Source organism: Borrelia nietonii YOR, assembly GCF_023035795.1.
Classification (GTDB): Bacteria; Spirochaetota; Spirochaetia; order Borreliales; family Borreliaceae; genus Borrelia; species Borrelia hermsii.
Window position 1 is genome coordinate 727,513 of the sequence record NZ_CP073148.1, and the last position, 20,900, is coordinate 748,412.

At 30.3% G+C, this 20,900-nt stretch carries 26 protein-coding genes and 1 tRNA gene; 23 read left to right on the plus strand and 4 right to left on the minus strand.

What is annotated here, in order from left to right:
- Nucleotides 1-28 precede the first annotated feature (28 nt).
- Complete coding sequence (gene mnmA, locus bhYOR_RS03440; protein WP_025399986.1) at nucleotides 29-1,093, minus strand: tRNA 2-thiouridine(34) synthase MnmA; 1,065 nt, start codon at nucleotides 1,091-1,093, stop codon at nucleotides 29-31.
- A gap of 95 nt (nucleotides 1,094-1,188) precedes the next feature.
- On the opposite strand from mnmA, the gene bhYOR_RS03445 reads away from it, so the two are divergent.
- From bhYOR_RS03445 to mvk, 6 genes are read left to right on the plus strand one after another with little or no spacing between them, the layout of a single operon-like run.
- The gene (locus tag bhYOR_RS03445) at nucleotides 1,189-2,412 is read left to right on the plus strand and encodes a hydroxymethylglutaryl-CoA synthase (protein WP_025399987.1); all 1,224 of its coding nucleotides are present in this window, start codon (nucleotides 1,189-1,191) and stop codon (nucleotides 2,410-2,412) included.
- On the plus strand, nucleotides 2,396-3,460 hold the full coding sequence (gene fni, locus bhYOR_RS03450; RefSeq protein WP_025399988.1) for a type 2 isopentenyl-diphosphate Delta-isomerase: 1,065 nt from the start codon (nucleotides 2,396-2,398) through the stop codon (nucleotides 3,458-3,460). Before bhYOR_RS03445 ends, fni begins: the two co-directional genes overlap by 17 nt.
- Complete coding sequence (locus bhYOR_RS03455) at nucleotides 3,450-4,700, plus strand: hydroxymethylglutaryl-CoA reductase, degradative (protein WP_025399989.1); 1,251 nt, start codon at nucleotides 3,450-3,452, stop codon at nucleotides 4,698-4,700. The genes fni and bhYOR_RS03455 overlap by 11 nt, the downstream gene beginning before the upstream one ends.
- A 1-nt stretch (nucleotide 4,701) precedes the next feature.
- Nucleotides 4,702-5,640, plus strand: coding sequence for a diphosphomevalonate decarboxylase (gene mvaD / locus bhYOR_RS03460; RefSeq protein ID WP_025399990.1), 939 nt, complete (start codon nucleotides 4,702-4,704; stop codon nucleotides 5,638-5,640).
- On the plus strand, nucleotides 5,631-6,572 hold the full coding sequence (locus bhYOR_RS03465) for a GHMP family kinase ATP-binding protein (protein ID WP_025399991.1): 942 nt from the start codon (nucleotides 5,631-5,633) through the stop codon (nucleotides 6,570-6,572). Before mvaD ends, bhYOR_RS03465 begins: the two co-directional genes overlap by 10 nt.
- Nucleotides 6,573-7,466: a mevalonate kinase gene (gene mvk / locus bhYOR_RS03470; RefSeq protein ID WP_025399992.1), complete on the plus strand. Its 894-nt coding sequence runs from the start codon at nucleotides 6,573-6,575 to the stop codon at nucleotides 7,464-7,466. It begins immediately after the preceding gene.
- A gap of 188 nt (nucleotides 7,467-7,654) precedes the next feature.
- Here mvk and bhYOR_RS03475 read toward each other — a convergent pair.
- Nucleotides 7,655-7,728: transfer RNA gene (locus bhYOR_RS03475), tRNA-Val, on the minus strand.
- 52 nt (nucleotides 7,729-7,780) lie between these two features.
- Nucleotides 7,781-8,224: a CAP domain-containing protein gene (locus bhYOR_RS03480; RefSeq protein WP_025399993.1), complete on the minus strand. Its 444-nt coding sequence runs from the start codon at nucleotides 8,222-8,224 to the stop codon at nucleotides 7,781-7,783.
- Between the two features lie 69 nt (nucleotides 8,225-8,293).
- Here bhYOR_RS03480 and bhYOR_RS03485 point away from each other — a divergent pair, with 69 nt between their 5' ends.
- From bhYOR_RS03485 to rnc, 17 genes are all read left to right on the plus strand, one after another.
- Nucleotides 8,294-8,827, plus strand: a complete 534-nt coding sequence (locus bhYOR_RS03485) for a Dps family protein (protein WP_025399994.1) — start codon at nucleotides 8,294-8,296, stop codon at nucleotides 8,825-8,827.
- A 122-nt stretch (nucleotides 8,828-8,949) separates the two neighbouring features.
- A complete protein-coding gene (gene fusA / locus bhYOR_RS03490) occupies nucleotides 8,950-10,959 on the plus strand; it encodes an elongation factor G (protein ID WP_247088249.1) in 2,010 nt (669 codons plus the stop codon).
- A gap of 311 nt (nucleotides 10,960-11,270) precedes the next feature.
- Nucleotides 11,271-12,479, plus strand: coding sequence for a host adaptation transcriptional regulator BadR (gene badR / locus bhYOR_RS03495; protein WP_025399996.1), 1,209 nt, complete (start codon nucleotides 11,271-11,273; stop codon nucleotides 12,477-12,479).
- A gap of 60 nt (nucleotides 12,480-12,539) precedes the next feature.
- Entirely contained in the window at nucleotides 12,540-13,889 is a 1,350-nt protein-coding gene (ffh, locus tag bhYOR_RS03500; protein WP_025434114.1) for a signal recognition particle protein, read from the plus strand.
- Nucleotides 13,886-14,137: a 30S ribosomal protein S16 gene (rpsP, locus tag bhYOR_RS03505; protein ID WP_025399998.1), complete on the plus strand. Its 252-nt coding sequence runs from the start codon at nucleotides 13,886-13,888 to the stop codon at nucleotides 14,135-14,137. Before ffh ends, rpsP begins: the two co-directional genes overlap by 4 nt.
- Before the next feature lie 9 nt (nucleotides 14,138-14,146).
- Nucleotides 14,147-14,395 (plus strand): KH domain-containing protein, encoded by a 249-nt coding sequence (locus tag bhYOR_RS03510; RefSeq protein WP_011772630.1) that lies wholly within the window; start codon nucleotides 14,147-14,149, stop codon nucleotides 14,393-14,395.
- 4 nt (nucleotides 14,396-14,399) lie between these two features.
- A complete protein-coding gene (gene rimM, locus bhYOR_RS03515; RefSeq protein WP_025399999.1) occupies nucleotides 14,400-14,900 on the plus strand; it encodes a ribosome maturation factor RimM in 501 nt (166 codons plus the stop codon).
- The gene (trmD, locus tag bhYOR_RS03520) at nucleotides 14,897-15,616 is read left to right on the plus strand and encodes a tRNA (guanosine(37)-N1)-methyltransferase TrmD (RefSeq protein WP_025400000.1); all 720 of its coding nucleotides are present in this window, start codon (nucleotides 14,897-14,899) and stop codon (nucleotides 15,614-15,616) included. The genes rimM and trmD overlap by 4 nt, the downstream gene beginning before the upstream one ends.
- Nucleotides 15,594-15,956 carry a 50S ribosomal protein L19 gene (rplS, locus tag bhYOR_RS03525; protein ID WP_025400001.1) on the plus strand — a complete coding sequence of 121 codons (363 nt, stop codon included), beginning with the start codon at nucleotides 15,594-15,596 and terminating at the stop codon, nucleotides 15,954-15,956. Before trmD ends, rplS begins: the two co-directional genes overlap by 23 nt.
- Nucleotides 15,934-16,764: a hypothetical protein gene (locus tag bhYOR_RS03530; protein WP_025434115.1), complete on the plus strand. Its 831-nt coding sequence runs from the start codon at nucleotides 15,934-15,936 to the stop codon at nucleotides 16,762-16,764. Before rplS ends, bhYOR_RS03530 begins: the two co-directional genes overlap by 23 nt.
- Nucleotides 16,761-17,021, plus strand: a complete 261-nt coding sequence (locus tag bhYOR_RS03535) for an EscU/YscU/HrcU family type III secretion system export apparatus switch protein (RefSeq protein WP_025400003.1) — start codon at nucleotides 16,761-16,763, stop codon at nucleotides 17,019-17,021. Before bhYOR_RS03530 ends, bhYOR_RS03535 begins: the two co-directional genes overlap by 4 nt.
- 88 nt (nucleotides 17,022-17,109) lie before the next feature.
- Nucleotides 17,110-17,298 carry a YraN family protein gene (locus bhYOR_RS03540; protein ID WP_025400004.1) on the plus strand — a complete coding sequence of 63 codons (189 nt, stop codon included), beginning with the start codon at nucleotides 17,110-17,112 and terminating at the stop codon, nucleotides 17,296-17,298.
- A 65-nt stretch (nucleotides 17,299-17,363) separates the two neighbouring features.
- The gene (locus tag bhYOR_RS03545) at nucleotides 17,364-17,903 is read left to right on the plus strand and encodes a hypothetical protein (protein ID WP_025400005.1); all 540 of its coding nucleotides are present in this window, start codon (nucleotides 17,364-17,366) and stop codon (nucleotides 17,901-17,903) included.
- A gap of 2 nt (nucleotides 17,904-17,905) precedes the next feature.
- Nucleotides 17,906-18,403 carry a pantetheine-phosphate adenylyltransferase gene (gene coaD / locus bhYOR_RS03550; RefSeq protein ID WP_025400006.1) on the plus strand — a complete coding sequence of 166 codons (498 nt, stop codon included), beginning with the start codon at nucleotides 17,906-17,908 and terminating at the stop codon, nucleotides 18,401-18,403.
- Between the two features lie 51 nt (nucleotides 18,404-18,454).
- Nucleotides 18,455-18,637, plus strand: a complete 183-nt coding sequence (gene rpmF, locus bhYOR_RS03555) for a 50S ribosomal protein L32 (RefSeq protein ID WP_025400007.1) — start codon at nucleotides 18,455-18,457, stop codon at nucleotides 18,635-18,637.
- Nucleotides 18,638-18,659: 22 nt separating this feature from the next.
- Nucleotides 18,660-18,902: an acyl carrier protein gene (acpP, locus tag bhYOR_RS03560; RefSeq protein ID WP_025400008.1), complete on the plus strand. Its 243-nt coding sequence runs from the start codon at nucleotides 18,660-18,662 to the stop codon at nucleotides 18,900-18,902.
- Nucleotides 18,903-18,907: 5 nt separating this feature from the next.
- Complete coding sequence (gene rnc, locus bhYOR_RS03565) at nucleotides 18,908-19,639, plus strand: ribonuclease III (protein WP_025400009.1); 732 nt, start codon at nucleotides 18,908-18,910, stop codon at nucleotides 19,637-19,639.
- On the opposite strand, the gene bhYOR_RS03570 is transcribed toward rnc, so the two are convergent.
- The gene (locus bhYOR_RS03570) at nucleotides 19,617-20,834 is read right to left on the minus strand and encodes a CCA tRNA nucleotidyltransferase (protein WP_025400010.1); all 1,218 of its coding nucleotides are present in this window, start codon (nucleotides 20,832-20,834) and stop codon (nucleotides 19,617-19,619) included. The genes rnc and bhYOR_RS03570 overlap by 23 nt on opposite strands.
- Between the last annotated feature and the right edge of the window lie 66 nt (nucleotides 20,835-20,900).

The following is a 20,900-nucleotide window of genomic DNA, read 5'->3' on the forward strand; positions in this document are numbered from 1 at the left end:
TAAATAGTGATATTAAAAATATATGTTTTTATATTAATGTTTTAAGGATTTGAGCTCCGCCCAGGCACTCATCTTCTTGATAAAATATGCAGAATTGTCCCGGTGAGATTCCATAGTCTTTTTCTTCTAAGTCAACTTTTATAATATCGTTTTTTAACATTTCTATTTTGCATTTTATTTTTTTTTCTCCATGTCTTATTTTGGCGTTTAAGTTGATATTATTTACTGGTTTATTTATCCAGTTTGTTTTATGAACTAGAAATTGGTGTTTTCCTTGTTCCAGATAATTTACTCTGTTTGAGATATAAATAATGTTATTTTGAATATCCTTTTCTGTGACAAACCATGGACCGTGGCTGAGTTTGATGCCTTTTCTTTGTCCAATTGTAAAAAACCAATATCCATTATGTGTTCCAAGTATTTTGCCCGTTTCTTGTTCGATTATATTACCTTTAAGTTCTCCCAAGTGGTATTTTATAAATTCATCATATTTGATTTTTCCAAGAAAACAGATCCCTTGACTGTCTTTTCTGTTTTTGTTAGGTAAATCTATTTTGTGTGCTATTTGTCTTATTTCAGTTTTTAATAGGTCTCCTAATGGAAAATGCAATTTTGATATTTGTTCTCTAGAGAGATGGGATAAGAAATAGCTTTGATCTTTTATTTTATCTTTGGCCTGTTTAAGTATGTAATGATTATTTTTGTTTTCTATTTTGGCATAGTGTCCTGTGACAATTAAATCGTAATGTTCATTGATCTTGTCAAAGAATGCGCCAAATTTTATTCTTTGATTGCAAAATATATCTGGACTTGGGGTATTTCCGATTTTTAGTTCTTCAATAGCATAAGTTACTACTCTTTTGTAATATTCATCTTGTAAGCTGATGATTTCATATGGTACATTGAATTTTGTACACACAGCTTCTACATAATTAATATCTTCTTTCCAAGGGCACTCTCCAATGTAAGAAAGTTCATCTTCAAGCCAAATTTTGAGATAATAACATTTTATATTCTTATATCCTTTTTGTATCATTGTATAAAGAGCTACAGAGCTGTCTACGCCACCAGATAGAAGTACTGCTATTTTCATGATTTCCGTCTCCTTTCAATATTATATTGAACTTTGCTGTTTTTATGATCTATAGTATAATACTTGGCAATCATTTTTTTAATTGGAGGAAATCGATGAGAGTAGGTATTAGTGATATTAGGGTTTTTTTACCTTTAAATTATTTAAATTTTAATGTTCTTTTAAGCAATTCTTTATATAATTCTGATGAGATTTTTTTTAAGAAATTTAATAGAGCAATTGATGCAACCCTTCAGAAGGCATTTAGATTTACAAGTCCTAATGAAGACAGTGTTACAATGGCTAGTTCTGCTGTTAAGCTAATTTTTGATAATAATAATCTTAAATTAGATAAGATGAGAATATTTTTAGGCGGAACTGAGACGGGGGTAGATTATTCAAAGTCAATCTCATCTTATGTCTATGGGGCTTTGAAATTGGCTGGCATTGATTTAAAGAATAATTTCTTGACTTTTCAAGCTCAGCATGCATGTGCAGGTTCTGCGCTTGCTTTGCACAGTGCCGCAAGTATTTTGAGTCAGTTAGATAGATCTGAATATGGCATAGTATTCTCTAGTGATATTGCACATTATAATAATCTTACAACAGCAGAGATTACTCAAGGGGCTGGAGCAACCGCAGTGCTTATTGAACAAAATCCAAAAGTTTTATCTATTAATTTGTCTGAATTTGGGGTTTATACTGATGATGTTGATGATTTCTTTAGGCCATTTGGAAGTCTTGAGGCTAAGGTAAAGGGACGTTATTCTATTGAATGCTATAATAAGGCAAATGAAGAAGCTTTAGCGGATTTTGCATATAAGAAAAATATGGGTATTAAGGATTTATTTCCTAACTATAGATTTATTTTACATGTACCTTTTGCAAAAATGCCCATAGACTCAATGCATTATGTTTTAAAGAAATATTATAGCGAAGATGAATCTGAGCGAAATGCTTATTTAGAATCAATAGACTTTTATGATTCTGTTGAGGCTTCTAAGGAAGTGGGAAATTTATATACAGGTTCGATATTTTTGTCTTTAATGTCTTATTTGAAACGAGTGTTTGCAAAAAAGGATATTAGTGGGGAGAAAATACTTTTTTGTTCTTATGGATCTGGTAATATTATGGTTATTTATGAGCTTACAGTTGAAGATCATGCTCAATATGTTGTTAAGACTTGGGATATTGATAAAATACTCTCAGTAAGGCATAATGCAAGCTTTGATGAGTATAGAGATTTTTTTGAAAATAAGATCGCGCCAGGTGAATCCCAAGGCTTTTATTTAAAGGAAATTAGAGAGGATGGATACCGGGTTTATGGGTATCGAGCCTAATATATTAAATAATAAAAAACGACAGATTGAAATTTGTTTAAATAAAGAAGATGTTAGTAAGAGTGTTAATCTTTTAAATTTTATTAATTTAAAGCATGATGCACTCAGTGAGCTTGATTTTTACGAGATAGATACAAGTGAGAGTATATTTGGTTATGATATTGCTATGCCTATTTTTATATCATCAATGACAGGGGGTATTCAAGAGGGCAATAAACTGAATAAGTCTCTTGTTGAGATTGCAAATAACTTAAGAATTCCAATGGGTCTTGGATCTTTTAAGCTTATATTTAAATATCCTGAATATATTAAAGATTTCGCCTTAAGAAAGTATGCTGATAATATTCCTTTATTTTCAAATATTGGTGCTATTCAGTTAAGAGAATTTGGAATATTTAAAGTAATTGAGATAATTAAGAAGCTTGAGGTTGATGCCATAATTGTGCATTTAAATTCAGGCCAGGAATTAATGAATTCAAGAGGTGATCGAAATTTTAAAGGAATTAAGGATTCAATTGCTAGGCTTTGTGATGCATCAAATTTACCAGTTATTGTTAAAGAAACAGGTTTTGGGATTTCACCGGGTTGTGTTATCAGTTTATTAGATCTTGGAGTGTCCTATGTTGATCTTGCTGGTAGTGGTGGAACTAACTGGGTTTTGGTCGAAGGAATTAAAGAAGAAAATATGAATGTTGCGTCTTGTTTTTCTAATTGGGGCATATCTTCAGTTTTAACATTACTTAGTATTAAGGATTCTTTTAAAGATAGGATTTTTGCATCAGGAGGATATGAGACGGGAATAGATATTGCTAAAGGCATTGCTCTTGGGGCTAAGTTGGTAGGTATTGCATCAGCCATTCTTAGAGCTTTTTATGCGGGAGGTGAGGATGCCTTATATAAACTTTTAAAAGATTATGAATATGTTTTAAAGATGTCTATGCTTTTAAGTAATAGTAAAAATTTGACACAATTTAGATTAAATAAATATTTCTTAAGTCATCCGTTACCGTTTAATGTTAAGAGTTTTAAGGATTTTTATGAGACTTAGTGAGAATTTTAGAAATAAAAATATTTCAGATAAAAGACAAGAGCTAAAGAGTATTTTAAAATTGAATCCTTGCGATTTTTTTTATGATTCTGTTGATGAGAATTTTCTTTGTCACATGATAGAGAATTATGTTGGGTATTTGTCTTTCCCCATTGGTATTGTAAAAAATTTGAAGGTAAATGGAAAGTATTATGCTGTACCTATTGCTACAGAGGAACCTTCAGTTATTGCCGCATTAAATTTTGCAGCTAAGATTCTTGAGAGTGCTAATTTAAGTTATTCTGTGGGTGAAGTGTTAGGTATTGCTCAAGTTTATATAAGAACAGATAAAGATTTAAGTGATATGCTCCTTAGTCTTTTTGAAAAAATTGATCTTTGGTCTAAGCCTCTTTTGCATAATATGGAGCTTAGGGGTGGCGGATTTAGAAGGCTTTCGACTAAGTTTATTAAGGAAATTAGTATTCAAAAATTAAATATCTATGTAGATGTTTGTGATGCTATGGGTTCAAATTTGCTGAATTCGGTAGCTGAAAGGGTGGCTCATCATATTACTTTGGAGTTTGGGTATGAGTGTGTTTTAAAAATTTTAAGCAATGATTCAAATGATTTTGTTATAAAAGCTAATTTTAAATTAAATGTTAATGCTTTGCTTAAAGATAATGAAGAATCTTTGGCTTTGGCTCAGAATATATCTCTTATTTCTAAGATAGGATTTTTTGAAGAGGAACGTGCTGTTACTAATAATAAAGGTATTATGAATGGCATAACGGGTTTATGTGTCGCTACGCTTAATGATACAAGGGCTCTTGCGGCATGCATACATAAGTTTGCTTCAAGAAGCGGTAGATATTTACCTCTTAGTAAATTTTATATTTCTAATGAAAATTTAATTGGAGAGATTGAATTGCCTTTACAAGTTGGAGTTAAAGGAGGTTCAGCTAGTTCTCATGAAGCAGCTATATTGAGCTTTAAGATTATGGGAATTGATTGCAAAGAGGAATTTATGGGTATTCTCTCTTGTGTTGGTCTTGCAAGTAATTTTGCGGCTTTAAGAGCACTTGCTCTTGATGGAATTCAAAGAGGGCATATGAAACTTCATGTTAATAAGATTTTATATCTTCTTAAAAGGGATTATAATCTTTCAAGTGATGAGAGAGAAAAAATATTATTGAAAATGAGTGACAGTGGAATTTATTCTCTTGATTTTGCTCTTAAACTTTTAAAGGATTTGCGAGTGTAGTGTGAAGATTAGATGTAAGGTAAATCCTAGTCTGGCATTAATTAAGTATTGGGGCAAGAGAGATAAATTTTTAAATATTCCAGCTACTTCAAGCATTGCCGTAAGTATTGATAAATTTTATTCAATAAGTGAACTTGAATTATCATGTAAGGATGAAATAATTTTAAATTCAAGGGCTATTGTATTACAAGAGAGGGAAATAAATTTTTTTAATTATGCAAGGAAAATCTTAAATGAGCCAAATGTTGGGTTTAGGGTGATTAGTGAAAATAATTTTCCAACAGCCGCAGGACTTGCAAGTTCAAGTTCTGGGTTTGCATCTATTGCTGCTTGTATTTTAAGATATTTTAATCAATATTCCCATCAAAAAGCTTCACAGCTTGCAAGAATAGGCTCAGCTTCAGCAGCAAGAGCTATTTATGGTGGATTTACCTTTTTAAAGGAAGGAGCCAGGAGTGCATTTCAGTTAAATAATTTTAATTATTTTAATGATTTGTGCATAATATTTGCTATAGTTAATAGCAGAAAAAAAGATATGTCTTCAAGGGCTGCCATGGAGATTTGCAGGCAGGAGAAATTTTATTGGGATGCTTGGATTAAGTCTAGTCGAAATATATTTAAAGAAGCTTTATATTTTTTGTTAAAAGGAGATTTTAACGAATTTGGTCTTAAGATTGTAAAAAGTTATCAGTGTATGTTTGCTTTAATGTTATCATCTTCCATTATTTATTTTAAAAGTAATACTATAGAGTTAATAAAGTATATTGCTGCTCTTAGAAGTAGAGGTATTTCTGTTTTTGAAACGATGGATGCTGGGCCACAGGTTAAGGTGTTATGTTTAAAGAAAGATTTGGAATTAGTTTTAACTGAACTTACTAGCAATTTTAGAGATGTTGATTTTGTTGTTTCAAGGATTGGAAGTGGTTTGGAATGGATATAATGAATTTTTCAGTGCCTGGTAATTTACTTTTAATGGGTGAATATTTTATTTTGGAAGAAAGTGGTCTTGGACTTTCAATTGCAATCAAAGAAAGAGCTTATTTTTCTTTTAAACAAAGTGATACTTGGCGTTTTTTTGCTAAAAAAACCAAAATTGATAATTTTACTTTAATAGAAAATAATGATGATTTTGTTTTTAGGATGTTTAGATATTTAAAACAGAAATATTTTGCTAATTTAGAAGATTTTCCCTTTGATGTTTATATTGATACGAGTAATTTTTTTTTAAATAGTGGCGTCAAAAAAGGATTTGGTTCAAGTGCTGTTGTTGCTGTTGGGATTGTATGTGGAATTTTTTTGATTTTAAATGATAATAATTATTTTGTTAAAGATAAAATTTTTATGTATTGTCTAGAAGCTTACAGATATGCTCAGGGAGGTATGGGTAGTGGATATGATATTGCTACGAGTCTTTTTGGCGGTGTTGTTAGGTTTAGAGGAGGAGATTCTCCTACGTATGAACTTTTAGATAAAATATGTTTTAATAATTTTTATTTAATGCAAGGTTTAAGTCCAGTTAAGACTACTAGTTCGATTATTAAATATAATGAACATAGGGCTTCTTTAATAAGTTTTATAAAAGACCTTAATATTGTAATGGAAGAAATTATTCTTAATGCTAGTAATTTTTCTGGTTGTTTGCTGCCTAGTTTGAAGTTGGCAAAAGATATAGGATTAGAAATTGGGAGGAGGATAGGCATTTCTGCTGATTTGCCCTTAAGTCTTTCTTATCTTGAAAATGAATGTACCTTGATTAAGGCTTTGGGTGCTGGAAATGAAACTTTTTTAGTTTATAATCCAAATCCTGAAGTTTTTAAACAATTTAATATTGAACCAATAAATCTAGATTTAGATGGTGTTAAATTTCAGTAGATGTTTATAATAAAAAAACCTTCTAAAATATTATTCTTAGGCGAGCACAGTGCCGTTTATGGTTTTCCAGTAATTGGTGCTACGATACCTCTTTATATGCACTTAGTTTATACCTTTTCTGATTCTTGGAAGTACTTGGGCGTTCCTTCTTTAAAAATAGATGAAGTAATATATTTTATTAATAAAAGGTTTAATAAAGTTAGGCCCATTGAATTTTTAATTTTTTCTCAAGTTCCAGTTGGATTGGGATTTGGTTCTTCTGCCAGTCTTAGTTTATGTTTTGCTGAATATATTGTAAGTCATGATGAATATAGTACTTACGATAAAATTTTGTTGGCAAGGGAAATTGAAAATATTTTTCATGGCAGATCTTCTGGTATGGATATTTTGCTTGTTGAGTTAGATGGAACTTTTTATTTAGAGCGTCAAAATGGTACTTTAAGTTACCTAAGAATATCATTTTGTAATTTTTACTTTTTAATCGGAGCAGTTAAAAGGGAATGTACAACAAATAAGATAATATCTGATTTGTTGTACAGGATTTCACTTGATAATAATCAATTTGAAATTATTAAAAAACTTGGTTGTGTTGCAAGGGATTCTTATGTTGCTTTTGAGAAACGAGATATTGCTTTATTGGCGAATAATATGAATGTTGCAAATAATTATTTAAATTCTTTGGGGTTATCTTCAGGAGCTCTTGATTATGTAATAGAGAGAAGTAGAAAATTTAAGGCTCTTGCTGGTAAATTGAGTGGTGCTGGTAGGGGTGGGGCTTTTATTTTACTTTTTCAAAATAAGAATGAAGCTAGCTTGTGTTTAGAAGAATTAAGTAAGGATTTAGATAAGAATAATATTGACTTGATTTTTAAACTTAAAATATTTAAGTGTTAAACTATATAAAGACATACTAGAGAGAAATATCTTATTGGGCTAAGGAATTGCATTTTATGTAGTGTTTTATGGTAACTTAAAGAAAAATAATAAAATTACTATAGGTACCTCTAATTTGCACTTTTGTTAGATTTTCTAACAATAAAGAGAGCAGAAAGTATGCTTTTGATCATGCTGAAAAAGTGTTTTGGGTCCAGAGGGATTCGAACCCCCGACATCCTGCTTGTAAGGCAGGCGCTCTGACCAACTGAGCTATGAACCCTTTTAATACTGAAAAACATTATATAAAATAAATTTGATTTATGTCAATTTATTTAAAATTTTTCCCCGAAAAGGACTACAAATATGTTTTTTTTGTCTTGTGTTCGTAGTACGTAGCCTCCCATTTTACTTGTATCTTTGTTTAAAAGGGCTTCTTTGTGTTTTGGACTTTTAAGCCAGGCACCCGTTACATCTTGAACATCTAGCCCTGATGCTAGAATTTCTCTTATCCTACAGAAATATTTATCATATTTTTTGACTCTTTGCATAGGAGTTGTTCCAAAGAGTGTATGAGTTAATATTTTGTTTTTATTAAGATTTATTGCATATTCTTTTGCCACTATCTCAAGAGTTTTATCTATTTCTAGCTTTTTTAAGTTTAGATCATCTCTTAATTTATGGATTGATGAGTAAAGAAATTTTAGGTCTTCATTTATACCTAAGAGTGTAAATTGACTTGTAAAAATTAAAATAATGCAAATAAATTTCTTTTGCATAGTGAGCCTACTTATACTAAAATAATGTTATTATAACATATATCTAGTCATTTTAAGTAGGAGCGTAATATGTCAAATCATTTAAGTTATTTAAAGAAGGATGATTTAGATAAAATAAATTTAAAACTTCAAGAATTGTTAGCAGGACTTCATGTTTTTTATGCTAATTTGAGAGGTATCCATTGGAACATAAAGGATATTAATTTTTTTGTGATTCATAAAAAAACTGAGAAACTTTATGATTATGTTGCAGAGGTTATCGATATTATAGCTGAGCGGTCTAGAGCGCTTGGATATGATTCTGAGTTTAGATGTTCTGAATTTATTAAGAAATCATTTATTAATGAGATTAGTTTAGATGCAACTTCAAGTCTTATGCCTTCAATTAATAGTATTGTTTCTAATCTTAAAGACATTCTTAAGAATATATCTGAGACAAGATGTTTTATTGATAGTACATCTGATTATGGGACAGCTAATGTTTTAGATGATATTATTGTTTCTTTTGAAAAGTATTTATGGATGTACAGTTCTTTGTTAAGTGGTTGCGGGTGTGCATTATTGCATAAGATGGAGCATTGTGAGAAAGGTTACGTTATTTGATCTTATGATATGATATAAAAATAATTTTAATATTTTTTTGTATGCATTAATTAAGTATAATTATGATCTAATTGAAAAAAGCTATAGCAGAATCTATAGCTTTCATAGTGTTTGAGGGATTTATGGAAATTAGAAATATTGGGATTATGGCACATATTGATGCTGGTAAGACTACTACTACAGAAAGAATTATATATTATACTGGTAAGACTCATAAAATAGGCGATGTTGATTCTGGTAATACTGTTACTGATTGGATGACACAAGAACAAGATAGAGGTATTACAATTAGTGCTGCTGCTATTACTTGTTATTGGAAGGATCATCAAATAAATATTATTGATACTCCTGGACATGTTGATTTTACAGCTGAAGTTGAAAGGTCTCTTCGTGTTCTTGATGGAGGTATTGTTGTTTTTAGTGCGGTTGATGGAATTCAGGCACAAACCGAAACGGTTTGGAGACAGGCATCAAAGTATGGTATCCCAAGGCTTGCTTACGTTAACAAAATGGATCGTGTAGGAGCTAATTTTTTTAAAGTAGTTGAGGATATAAGAAATAAATTTGGTATAGTTCCAATAGTTTTACAAATTCCAATTGGTAGTGAGAATAACTTTGAAGGAGTTATAGATATTATTCGCAATAAAGAATTACATTTTGAACTTAGAGATGGCAAACCTATTGTGCTTGAGGATGTGGTTCGTGAGGAGTTTGTTGAGAATGTTAAAATTTTTAAGGAAAATTTAATAGATTCTCTTAGCAATTTTAGTGAAAGGATTACTGAGCTTTTTCTTGAAAATTCTGTTATTGATGATTCTCTTATAATTGAAGAGATTAGAAGATGTACTATTAGTGGTTTTATTATTCCTGTTTTGATGGGAACTAGTCTTAAAAATATTGGCATAGAGCCTTTAATTGATGCGATTGTGGATTACCTTCCAAGTCCTTTTGAAAAAAAAATTAATGCGTATTCTTTAAAAACGGATAGAAGTGTGTCAATTGAGCCTAAAGATGAGAAAAGGTTATCTGCACTTGTGTTTAAGGTTCAATATTTTAGTGCAATTGCTGCACATCTTTATTTTATTAGGGTATATTCAGGGGAGCTAAGTTCGTCTAAAAGGGTTGTTAATATTGCTAAGAATAAACGTGAGAAATTTACAAGGATTTTTCGAGTTTTTTCAAATAAAAATGAGCAAATCGATGAAGTTAAAGCAGGAGATATTGGGGCGGTTATTGGGCTTAAATATTCTATAACGGGAGATACTCTTGTTGAAGAGGGAAATGATATTATGCTTGAGTCCTTGGTATTCCCAGAGCCAGTTGTCTTAATATCTATTGAGCCAGAGAGAGCATCTGATGATGGTAGGCTTAAAGAAGTTCTTGAAATTATTGCTAAAGAAGACCCTACGTTTAGTTATAAGGAGAGTAAGGAAACGGGGCAATTATTGGTGTCTGGGATGGGCGAGCTACATCTTGAGATTATTGTTATGAGAATTAGAGATGATTTTAAACTTAATGTTTATACAGGTAAACCCCAAGTAAGCTATAGAGAGAGTTTAAGTGTTACAGTTAATGATGTATTTGAATTTGTTAATATATTTGCAGGTAAGGAACTTGATATAAAAATTGGGATGATTGTTAGTCCTTTGATGAGAAGTGAGGGAAATAAAATTGAATTTGAGTGCAATGTTGAACCTTTGTTTAAAGCTGCAATATTAAGGGGTATTACTTCTTCCTTTTCAAGTGGCATTATTGGGTATCCGATTATTGATACGGGGGTTAAGATTACTTCGTTGGATTATGATAAGTCTAAGGTCAATGAGTCTGTCATTGAGTCAATAGCAGGTCTTGCTTTTAATGAATTTTTTAAAAGGGCAAATCCTATTAAACTTGAGCCAATAATGATATTAGAAATTAGAACTCCTATTGAATATACTGGGGAGGTTGTCTCTACATTAAATTTTGTTGGTGGTATGATTCATTCTATTAGTAACATTGAGGATTATGAGATAATAAAAGCCGAAGCAGCTTTTGAAAAACTTTTCGGATATACTTCTATTTTAAGAAGTGCTACTAAGGGCAGAGGAGTTTTTACTATGGAATTTTCATATTTTAAAGAAAAATGTGAGTGATTATTTTAAAAATGTTGTTAGAGTAATTTGTGCATAAATTTATGTCTTGAAGCTATATGATACATGTTTTATATTTTATTTTTTGCTGTTTTTTTAAGTTTTAGCAGTTTTGTCCTTTAGTTAGTTAGCTTTAAAGTTTGTATTTTAATACTTTGTTGGATTATTTCAAAAATTAATAAATATAAGATATTTTTTTTTGTTAAAAAAGATTCTTTTTGTCTTGTAAGTGCTACTAGAATATTAGGATGATTTTTTGATATTATGTCTTATTATTAATATTTTTTTATTTTAAAAATAAAGGAGGTTGTGTTATGCAGGGTGAGAACATGGTTTCAATTAGAGGTGGTAATAGAAAAAAAATACTCCTTAGTTTGAAGAATATGCAGTATTCAAGGACAGATCTGGCTCGTAAATTATCATTGACGAATGCGGCTGTGACTATTCTTACTAATCATATGATCAAGGAGAATATCTTGGTTGAAGTTGGTTCGAAGGAATCAGGCATCAAAAAGCATGGACGAAAAGAAATACTTCTTGATATCAATAAAGATTTTGCATATTCAATGGGAGTAATTATTTCAAGTAATTATTTTCAAATAGGAATTGCAAACCTTAAATGTGAGGTTTTAATAAGTGAGATTTATTCTTTTGAACCACCAGTTAGCGCTTATGAGATCTTAGAAAAAATTAAAGATCACATGATTGAAATTATCTGGAAACATAATTTTTCAAGGGATAAATTTATTGGATTGGGATTTAGTATTACTGGTATTATTAAGGATAAGGAATCTGGTATTGTTAATGATAGCCATGGTGCATGGATTGAAAAGGATGTGCCTGTTAAGGCTATATTAGAAGAGTATTTTTCACTTACAGTGTATCTTGAGAGTTATGTTAAAAATCTTTCTCTTGCTGAATTTATGGGTAAGAATGTGGATAACATTATGTTTTTCGATTATACAGATACCGCTGAGCTTTCTATCTGGTCTGATGGTAATGTTTATTCTGGATTTAATAATAAATCTGGTATGGTTAGTCATATGGTCATTGATTATGGAGGCGAGAAGAATTGTCCTACATGTGGAAATAAGGGGTGTGTTAATATGTTAATATCTAATTTTGCACTTCAGCGTTTGATTTCAAAAGAGTTTATGAATGGAGAGATTCCTGAGCTTTATGACAAGTATGAGGGTAGGCTTAAAAAAGTTACGATATATGATATTTTTGCTCTTCATGATAAATATGAATTTATACATAAAATAATGAAAGATACAGTAAAATATTTGGCAATAGTTATTATTAATGTCCAAAGAGTACTTGATTTTAATTATTTAGTGCTTTATGGGCAAAGTTTTAAACTTAAGAGTTTTTTTGATTTATTAAAAGAAGAAATAAAGGGGTTAAATAAAGAGAGCATAGTATTGAAGCTTAGTTCTTTGGATACTGAAGTATCTGTTGTTGGGCCTGCTTCTAGTGTTATATTCAATAAATTCTATTTGACAGGGGGAGATATTGATTAATATTTTCTTTTTTTGTATTGTATATTTTGTAGGATTTTTTACAAGTGAAGGTGATTTTTAGTGTTTGAGAAGTTAGGTGCAGGTTTTAGAGATTTTGTAAAGTATGTCTCTGGGAAATCTGTGATAAATGAAAAAAATATTGAAGCTGCCATTGACACTATTAAGAATGCCTTAATTGAAGCTGATGTTAATTTAAGAGTTGTAAGACGTTTTGTAAATTCTGTTGTCGAAGAGGCAAAGGGGATTAAAGTTTTAAGAGATATTGATCCTAAGTCTCAGTTTATTAAAATTGTTAATGATAAACTCGTAAATTTTCTGGGTGGTAAGAATTCCGAGCTTATTTTAAACCCCGTTAATAAATTGTCATGCATTCTGATGCTTGGTCTTCAGGGTTCTGGTAAGACTACAACATGTGCAAAACTTGCGATGCGACTTAAATCAGAGAATCGAAAGGTTCTTCTTGTCGCTGCAGATACTTTTAGAGCAGCAGCAGTTGAGCAGCTAAAAGTTTTAGGTGAGCAAATTGGCATTTCTGTTTTTGCTCTTGAGAGTGAGAATAATCCTATTAAGGTTGTAAAAAAATCCATTGAATATGCCAAAGTGGAGCTTTTTGATACTGTAATAGTAGATACTAGAGGGCGCCTTGAGGTTGAAGATTTATTGTTAAAAGAGATCAAAAAGATTAAGGATATTGTGACTCCTACAGAGACGATATTAGTTGCAGATGCAATGACAGGTCAGGTGGCTGTAAATATTGCTAAGGAATTTAATGAGAGTGTTGGGATTACGGGTGTAATTTTTACAAAATTTGATTCTGATGCTAGGGGTGGTGCAATACTTTCACTTAAGACTATTTGCGGAGCTCCCATTAAATTTGTTGGAGTTGGAGAGAAGCCTGAGGATCTTGATATTTTTTATCCAGATAGAGTTGCTTCACGAATTCTTGGCATGGGAGATGTTGTTAGTCTTGTTGAGAAAGTCCAAAGTGTTATAGATAAAGAAGAGGCCTTAAGACTTGAAGAGAAAATTAGAAAAGCTAGTTTTAGTTTTGAAGATTATTTAAATCAATTTAAGTATATGCGTAATATGGGTGGGATTTCTAGTTTGGTGGGAATGTTTCCAGGCGTTTCATCGGAAATGTTAGGTCGCAGTATCAATGAGAGAGAACTTAAAAGAGAAGAGGCAATCATTCTTTCTATGACTAAAAAGGAGAGATTAAATCCTGTTATTTTAAATAGTCCTTCAAGGAAGAAAAGGATAGCTTTGGGAAGTGGGACAACAGTTTTTGAGGTAAATAAGCTTATGAAAAAATTTAGTCAGACGATGTTAATGATGAAAAAAATGAAAAATAAGAGCTTTCAAAATAAGATAGCATCTCTTTTGGGAGGTAAAGGAGGAATGGTAGATTGAGTGTTAGAATAAGATTAAAAAGGATGGGGGCAAAAAAGAGACCTTATTATCGAATTGTAGTAATGGATTCTGCTTCGCCTAGAGATGGACGAGCCATTGAAGAGCTTGGGTATTATCATCCTGTTGAGAGACAAAATCAAGTCAAAATAAATGAGGATAAATTTAGAGATTGGATAGGCAAAGGAGCTATTCCAAGTGATACGGTTAAGAGGATTTTAAATAAAAATAATTTTAAAGTTGAGAGTTAGGAGGACTTAATGAAAGAGTACGGTAATGAAATTGAACTTATAGAATTTGTGGTAAAATCTCTTGTAGATAAGAGAGATGAGGTCAAGTTGAATGTAGTTGAAGGTGAGAAATCAACTATTTTAGAATTAAGAGTTTCTGCAAATGATGTTGGAAAGATAATTGGAAGAAGAGGGCGCATTGCAAGGGCTATTAGGACACTTCTTAGTGCTTGTGCTGCAAAAACAAATAGGAGAGTTCAGCTAGAAATTTTGGACTAATTTTATGTTTGTAAAAGGCATAATATTGTCATCTTATGGAATTAATGGATATGCTAAAGTTAAGAGCATATCCAATGGTTTTAATGATTTTTTTGATTTAAAGGGTAGTAAGTTAGTTTTAAAAAAGGAATGTTGTTCGTCAATTGAAGTTAAAGTTGAAGATGTATTTTTAAGAAATAATTCATTGTTTTTAAAATTTGAGGAATTTGATGCTCCTGAGCCTATTAAGGATTTAATTGGTTTTGAGTTATGGGTAAGTGATGAATTTGCATCTAAACTGGAAGAAGATGAGTATTACTTTGGCGAGCTTATTGGGTATAAGCTTGTTAATAATGGACAAGAGTTGGGAGTTGTTGTATCTTTTTTTGAGTGTGTAAGATCGATTCTTCTTGAAGTTAAAGTTGGAAGTAAATTGTTTTTTGTCCCCTTTTTAAATGTTTATCTTGGAGATATTAATAGGAAATTGAAAACTATTGAGCTTAAGGTATTAGATCTCTTAAAATGAAAATTACGATTCTCTCTTTATTTCCTTCAATTATTACTCCATTTTTTGAAAATTCAATAATGAAAAAAGTTATAGATAGAGGCATAATAAGTTATGAGGTCATATCTATTCGTGATTTTTCTGATGATAAACATAAAAGATGTGATGATATTCCTTATGGTGGGGGTGCGGGTATGGTTTTGAAAGCCCAGCCTATCTGTGCTGCTCTTGAGTACATAAATGCAAAATCAAAAACCACAATATTTGTAAGTCCATCTGGATTGAAATATACTCAAAAATTGGCTTATGACTTGTCAAAGAGGAGTGAACTTGTTATAATTTGTGGGAGATATGAAGGGCTTGATCAACGTGTGATTGATTTGTATGTTGATTTTGAAATTTCGGTTGGAGATTATGTATTATCTTCGGGTGAAGTGGCTGCTCTTGTTATAGTAGATAGCGTATATCGATTGTTAGATGGTGTAATAAATCCAAGTTCCTTGTTTGAGGAATCTTTCAGTTTTGGGTGTGGACTACTTGAGTACCCTCATTATACTAGACCTTATGAATTTAAGGGATTGGAAGTTCCTGATGTGCTTCTTTCAGGTCATCACGAGGAAATAAAAAAATGGCGATTTATTAAGTCTGTTGAAAAAACAAAGAAAAATAGATATGATTTGTACCTTAAATATTTGGAAATGAGAGGAGAAAATGATGGATTTAATAAAAAAAATTGAAGCTAAAGGAAAGAGAACAGAAAGTTTTGATTTTAGGGTAGGAGATACTATACGTGTTAGTTATAAGATAATTGAAGGCACTAATGAGAGAGTCCAGAATTTTGAGGGTCTTGTTATATCTATTCAAAATAAAGGTATTGGACAAACTTTTTTAGTTAGAAAAATTTCTTCAGGTATTGGAGTTGAGAAAATTTTTCCAATGCATTCACCTATTATAGAAAAGGTTCAGGTTTTAAAGCGAGGAAAGGTAAGGCGGGCTAAACTTTACTATATGAGAAATAGAATTGGAAAAGCTGCTATGAAGGTGAAGGAGCGTCTTGATATTAAGAAGCTTAAATAACGCCCAAATACCCAAAGTTACTTTAAATAAAAATGTTCCTTTGAATGGCAAATTGGAAATTATTAAGTCCCTTGGTCTTAATAAGTGGCTTGTATCCTTTGTAGGCAGCTATTTTGAAGTAAAGAGTAGTTTGCCTTTGAAAGTTGGATTTAAGTATTTTGCTAAGATGATTAGTACTTCGGGTAATTTTTTGATTCATGTTAATTATGTATCTTTATTTAGAGATTTAGATTTATTTGAAAGCAATGATAAATTTATACTTAAACTAGGGGGTAATCCTTTAGATCAAAAAACTAAGAAATTATTTAAGAATGTTTTTGATAATATAAAAGATGAGTTTGTTCTAAAATTTCTTTTAGCTTTGCATGGTCAAGGCATAACAGAACGGGATTTTATGCGAATTTATGATTATTTTGGTAGTAAAGTTAGGGGAAGAGAACAGGATAACAAACTGCCAATTTTTATTGAAAGCGATAATAATTTTATTATTTCGATTCCCTTTAAATTTATGGAAGGAACCGGTTTGTTATTTTTATTTTCTTATAAAGATTTAGAGATAGTTTATAAATGGAGTTTCGTTTATTTTTTGAGTGAACAAGAAAAAATTATTTGTGAGATTAATAATTCCGGTTCTGACTTTAAATTAAGAATATATGCAGATTTTAGTTTAGATAATATCATTAGAGAGCTTAAGAGTTCTCTTTTTTGTCATAATATTACTGATATAAAAATATTAGATTCAATTAACGAGTTTGAAGATTTTGATTGTGAAGTAATAGTAGTTAAAAGCATTAATTATAAGATATGAGTGGAGAAAAATTAGCTTTATTAATTAAATATGATACTAAATTTCCAGCGCCTTTTATTTTAGCTAAGGCCAGGGGAGAGAAGGCTTTACTTATAAAAGAGCTTGCTAAGCGAGAGGGTGTTCCTATTGTGGAAGATAAATATTTATCCGAGAGCTTATTTTTGATTAATGAGGGTGGTTTTATTGATTCTAAGTATTTTAAAGTAGTTGCACAGATTTTATCTGTTGTATATAAATTGAAGAGTAATAAACTATGAATAGTGGCAGATTGGAAATCGAGGCGAGGTTTTTGCTTTAAATATTTGCTTGAAAATGATTATGAGATGATAGATAGAAATTATTATAATGAATCAGGGAGATGATATTATTGCACAGAAAAATAAGGTTTTGCATTTTATAGAGGTAAAATTCCTGGATGTTTATTCGTTTGAAAATTTGGAATATTCGATTAATAGAAAATATATGAGAAATATGGTAAATACAGCATTAGAATATACCATGTCTAAGTTTAAATCATTTGGAGTGTTCTTTTGACCTTGTGTTTAATTTAAGGGAGAGATTAAATATTTGCCTGATATAATTGAATGAAGGAGATAGCATTGAAGTCTGATCAAAGTAAAGCCCATGGCAATGATTTTCGAAAAAAGAACAAAGTTCCTTTTTCGAAAAGGAGAAAAGTAAAATCTGAGCCTAAAAAACAAAATGTTGCAACTTTGAATACTAATGACATTAAATCTGTGGGTATTAACTCTAATAGCCAAAAGAATTATAAGGGCAATAGACAGAAAGGCATTAGTAAAGACCGCAGATTGCGTATAAGATTGAAAGAAGTATGTCCTATTTGTGAGAAGCAGATCAAAGATATTCTTTCTTGTATGTCTATGAAGTTTAATGGTGAGGACAAGCCTATACATTTTGATTGTGCTATTGATAAGTTAAAGTCTGAGAATGAGCTTGTTAAGAATGAGAGTTTGGTGTATAGAGGTATTGGTAAATTTTTTGTTGTTGATAAGTCTGTTAGAGGAAATAACTTGGCTTTTAAAATAGTTAAAGAAATTGATTTTGAAAGTTTAGAGAGTCGTCCTATTTGGCGAAAAAAAATTCTTCAAGATATGAATAAAGGATTTAAATTTTATTAATTATGAGAGTAGCATTATTTCCTGGTTCATTTGATCCTGTTACTTGGGGACATATTGATTTAGTGAAGAGAGCATCATTAATTTTTGATAAGGTTATTATTCTTGTTGCCAATAATAGTGCTAAGAAATATTTGCTTAGTGATATTGAGAGATATGAGCTTACTCTTGAGGTTGTTGCGTCTTTAGGATGGTCAAAAATTTCTGTGGATAGGTATGATGGAATTATTTTGGATTATGCTTTAAAGAATGATATTGGTTTTATTGTTAGAGGAGTTAGAGCTTTTCATGATTTTGAATTTGAATTTGAAAGATATGTTGTTAATAACAAGCTTAGTCCTTTAGTAGACACAATATTTTTACCAAGTAGTGATAAATATCTGTTTGTAAGGTCAGATCTTGTTAAAGAATTGATAAAAAATAAAAATTTTGATCTCTCAAGTTTTATTCCAGAGTTAGTGCAAAAAAAGTTGAAATCTAAATTTATTGACAAATTATCTTAATAATATATATATTATTAAGATATGTTTGTTTATGTTTAAGGAGACAAAGAGATGGCTGTTCCAAAATTTAAGCCTTCAAAGTCTAGAAGTAGGACGAGGCGCAGTATAAATATGAGGAAAAAACTACCTCAACTTCAAGAGTGTTCAAATTGTGGTTATCTTGTAATAAGACACAGAGTATGTTTAAAATGTGGTTATTATAGGGATATTCAATACTTAGAATTAGGATTGTAGTTTGAACGAGGAATGTTTGTTTATGGATCAAAGTGAGATTTTTAAAAAAGTTAGGTCTATCATATCCGAGCAACTTGATAAAAAAGAAGATGAAATTACTATGGAGTCTAGGTTTGTTGAGGATCTTGGTGCAGACAGTCTTGATATTTATGAACTTTTATATTTACTTGAGGAAGCATTTGATGATAAGATCCCAGAAAATGAGGCTAGTGAATTTGAGACTATAGGTGATGTTGTTGCTTTTATTGAGAAAAAAAAGGGTTAGATATAATGGGTTCTGCTATAGTGAAGTTGGATGCGGATCGGAGAAGAAAGTTAGATGAGTTCTTAATGGGTTTACATATTGATTTTAATGATATTGATTTGTTAAATATGTCTTTAAGTCACTCATCATATGCAAATGAATTTGATCAAAAATATGCTAATAATGAGAGATTAGAGTTTTTAGGGGACTCTGTTCTTAATCTTATTATTACAGATTATTTGTATAAATTTTATCCTGAAAAGAGCGAAGGTGAACTTAGTAAGGCCAGATCTTATATTGTTAGTGAAGAGTCTCTCTCTAGTATTGCTCGGGAACTTAACCTTGGCAACTATATTTTGCTTGGTAGGGGCGAAGAGAATAATGATGGCCGCAATAAGAAGGGTATTATTGCAGATGCTATTGAGGCTTTTGTTGGTGCACTTTATCTTGATGGTGGGTTTTTAAAAGCCTCAGCTTTTGTGGTAGAGCTTTTTGAAGTTCACATAAGGTTGATGTTTAATCGTGGTGACTTTAAGGATTATAAAAGCCTTCTGCAGGAATATGTTCAAAAGAAATATAAGATTTCGCCAAATTATAGGTTAGCTAAAGAGTTAGGGCCTGATCATAATAAAATTTTTTGTGTTGAACTTTATGTTAATGATAAATTTATATCTAATGGCAAAGGAAGATCTAAAAAAGAGGCTGAAATGATAGCAGCTGAAATGGCTCTTAAGACTATTGCAAATATTGATCTTTAATTTTTTTAATTAAAATCTCTTTTTTGTTTAATTTGGGATTAGTTAGTACTTCTCTTAATAGATAATTGAGGATTTCTCCAATGTTTTTATTGTCCGTTAACTTAAGGTCTTTGATGTCGTTGCCGTTGATTTTCAGTTCTTTTAAAGATAGAGGATCTTTTAGTAACTTTTTGCTTTTTATTTTATTCATTATAAACTTAAGCTTATTATCCCTTCCTTTAAGGGCTTTATATATGTCAAATATTTCCTTATAGTTTTCTCTGGTGGCTTTGCTTAATAACATTCTGACTTCATATAATGTTTTAATTCTTAGAATGTTAATTTCATTAATAATGGATTTATAGAATAGTATTAATTTGATATCTTTATTTGAAAATCTAAGTAATTCTAACTTTTTCCTTAAACATTTTATATCTTTTTTTATTGTAAAAATAACTATTGCTTTTAAATAAAATTTATTTTTGTTTAAAAGGGTAATTTTATTTTTTAATTTTTTGTTTATTTCTATATTGAAAAAATATTTGAAGAAATTTATTTTTTGTAGATAATTAATCCCTTTCTTTGGGTTTTTTCCTTCTAGAAGTTTAATAAATTCATTATTTATTCTTTCTTTTGATAAAAACAGGATATTTGCTTTTTTATATTTCATGGAGATTAATGTATTTTGATCAATTGTAAAGTCAAGCGTGGATGCAAATCTTGCAGCTCTGAGTATTCTAAGAGCATCTTCTTCAAATCTTTTGTTTGGTTCACCTATGCATTTTATTATTTTTTTATTAAGGTCTTGTTTGCCATTATAGTAGTCTATTATTTCACAGTTAAGTATATTCATTGCGATTGAGTTTATTGTAAAATCTCTTCTTTGAAGATCTTCATTTAAGCTTTTTGTAAATTTTACTTCTTTAGGAGATCTTTTATTTTCGTAGTCTATGTCTATTCTGTAAGTTGTAATTTCAAAAATTTTTTTGTTAAAAACTATGCTTATTGTGCCATGCTTTATTCCTGTTTGTATATTATTTGGAAATAGTCGCATTATTTCTTTTGGAGTTGCATTTGTTGTGAAGTCAAAATCATCAGGTATCTTTTTAAGAAGTAAGTCTCTTAAAGCACCTCCTACTAGAAAAAATTCATAGTTATTATTATTAAAGATTTTACTAATTTTCATTATGTCTTTAGTATTAGTGCCTATATTCATATAGAAATATATTATAGTTGAAATACTATTTTTTTTAAGGTTAAAATATAGTTTTAGTTTATTCTT

Bases quoted from the DNA above. Each gene is read 5' to 3' on its own strand.
- bhYOR_RS03570 (WP_025400010.1), bottom strand. From the start codon at position 20,834: ATGAATATAGGCACTAATACTAAAGACATAATGAAAATTAGTAAAATC.
- mnmA (WP_025399986.1), bottom strand. From the start codon at position 1,093: ATGAAAATAGCAGTACTTCTATCTGGTGGCGTAGACAGCTCTGTAGCT.
- bhYOR_RS03510 (WP_011772630.1), top strand. From the start codon at position 14,147: ATGAAAGAGTACGGTAATGAAATTGAACTTATAGAATTTGTGGTAAAA.
- bhYOR_RS03465 (WP_025399991.1), top strand. From the start codon at position 5,631: ATGGATATAATGAATTTTTCAGTGCCTGGTAATTTACTTTTAATGGGT.
- bhYOR_RS03535 (WP_025400003.1), top strand. From the start codon at position 16,761: ATGAGTGGAGAAAAATTAGCTTTATTAATTAAATATGATACTAAATTT.
- bhYOR_RS03455 (WP_025399989.1), top strand. From the start codon at position 3,450: ATGAGACTTAGTGAGAATTTTAGAAATAAAAATATTTCAGATAAAAGA.
- bhYOR_RS03480 (WP_025399993.1), bottom strand. From the start codon at position 8,224: ATGCAAAAGAAATTTATTTGCATTATTTTAATTTTTACAAGTCAATTT.
- acpP (WP_025400008.1), top strand. From the start codon at position 18,660: ATGGATCAAAGTGAGATTTTTAAAAAAGTTAGGTCTATCATATCCGAG.
- rpmF (WP_025400007.1), top strand. From the start codon at position 18,455: ATGGCTGTTCCAAAATTTAAGCCTTCAAAGTCTAGAAGTAGGACGAGG.
- trmD (WP_025400000.1), top strand. From the start codon at position 14,897: ATGAAAATTACGATTCTCTCTTTATTTCCTTCAATTATTACTCCATTT.
- rimM (WP_025399999.1), top strand. From the start codon at position 14,400: ATGTTTGTAAAAGGCATAATATTGTCATCTTATGGAATTAATGGATAT.
- mvk (WP_025399992.1), top strand. From the start codon at position 6,573: ATGTTTATAATAAAAAAACCTTCTAAAATATTATTCTTAGGCGAGCAC.
- rnc (WP_025400009.1), top strand. From the start codon at position 18,908: ATGGGTTCTGCTATAGTGAAGTTGGATGCGGATCGGAGAAGAAAGTTA.
- fni (WP_025399988.1), top strand. From the start codon at position 2,396: ATGGGTATCGAGCCTAATATATTAAATAATAAAAAACGACAGATTGAA.
- bhYOR_RS03445 (WP_025399987.1), top strand. From the start codon at position 1,189: ATGAGAGTAGGTATTAGTGATATTAGGGTTTTTTTACCTTTAAATTAT.
- bhYOR_RS03485 (WP_025399994.1), top strand. From the start codon at position 8,294: ATGTCAAATCATTTAAGTTATTTAAAGAAGGATGATTTAGATAAAATA.
- rplS (WP_025400001.1), top strand. From the start codon at position 15,594: ATGGATTTAATAAAAAAAATTGAAGCTAAAGGAAAGAGAACAGAAAGT.
- badR (WP_025399996.1), top strand. From the start codon at position 11,271: ATGCAGGGTGAGAACATGGTTTCAATTAGAGGTGGTAATAGAAAAAAA.
- fusA (WP_247088249.1), top strand. From the start codon at position 8,950: ATGGAAATTAGAAATATTGGGATTATGGCACATATTGATGCTGGTAAG.
- bhYOR_RS03540 (WP_025400004.1), top strand. From the start codon at position 17,110: ATGAATCAGGGAGATGATATTATTGCACAGAAAAATAAGGTTTTGCAT.
- coaD (WP_025400006.1), top strand. From the start codon at position 17,906: ATGAGAGTAGCATTATTTCCTGGTTCATTTGATCCTGTTACTTGGGGA.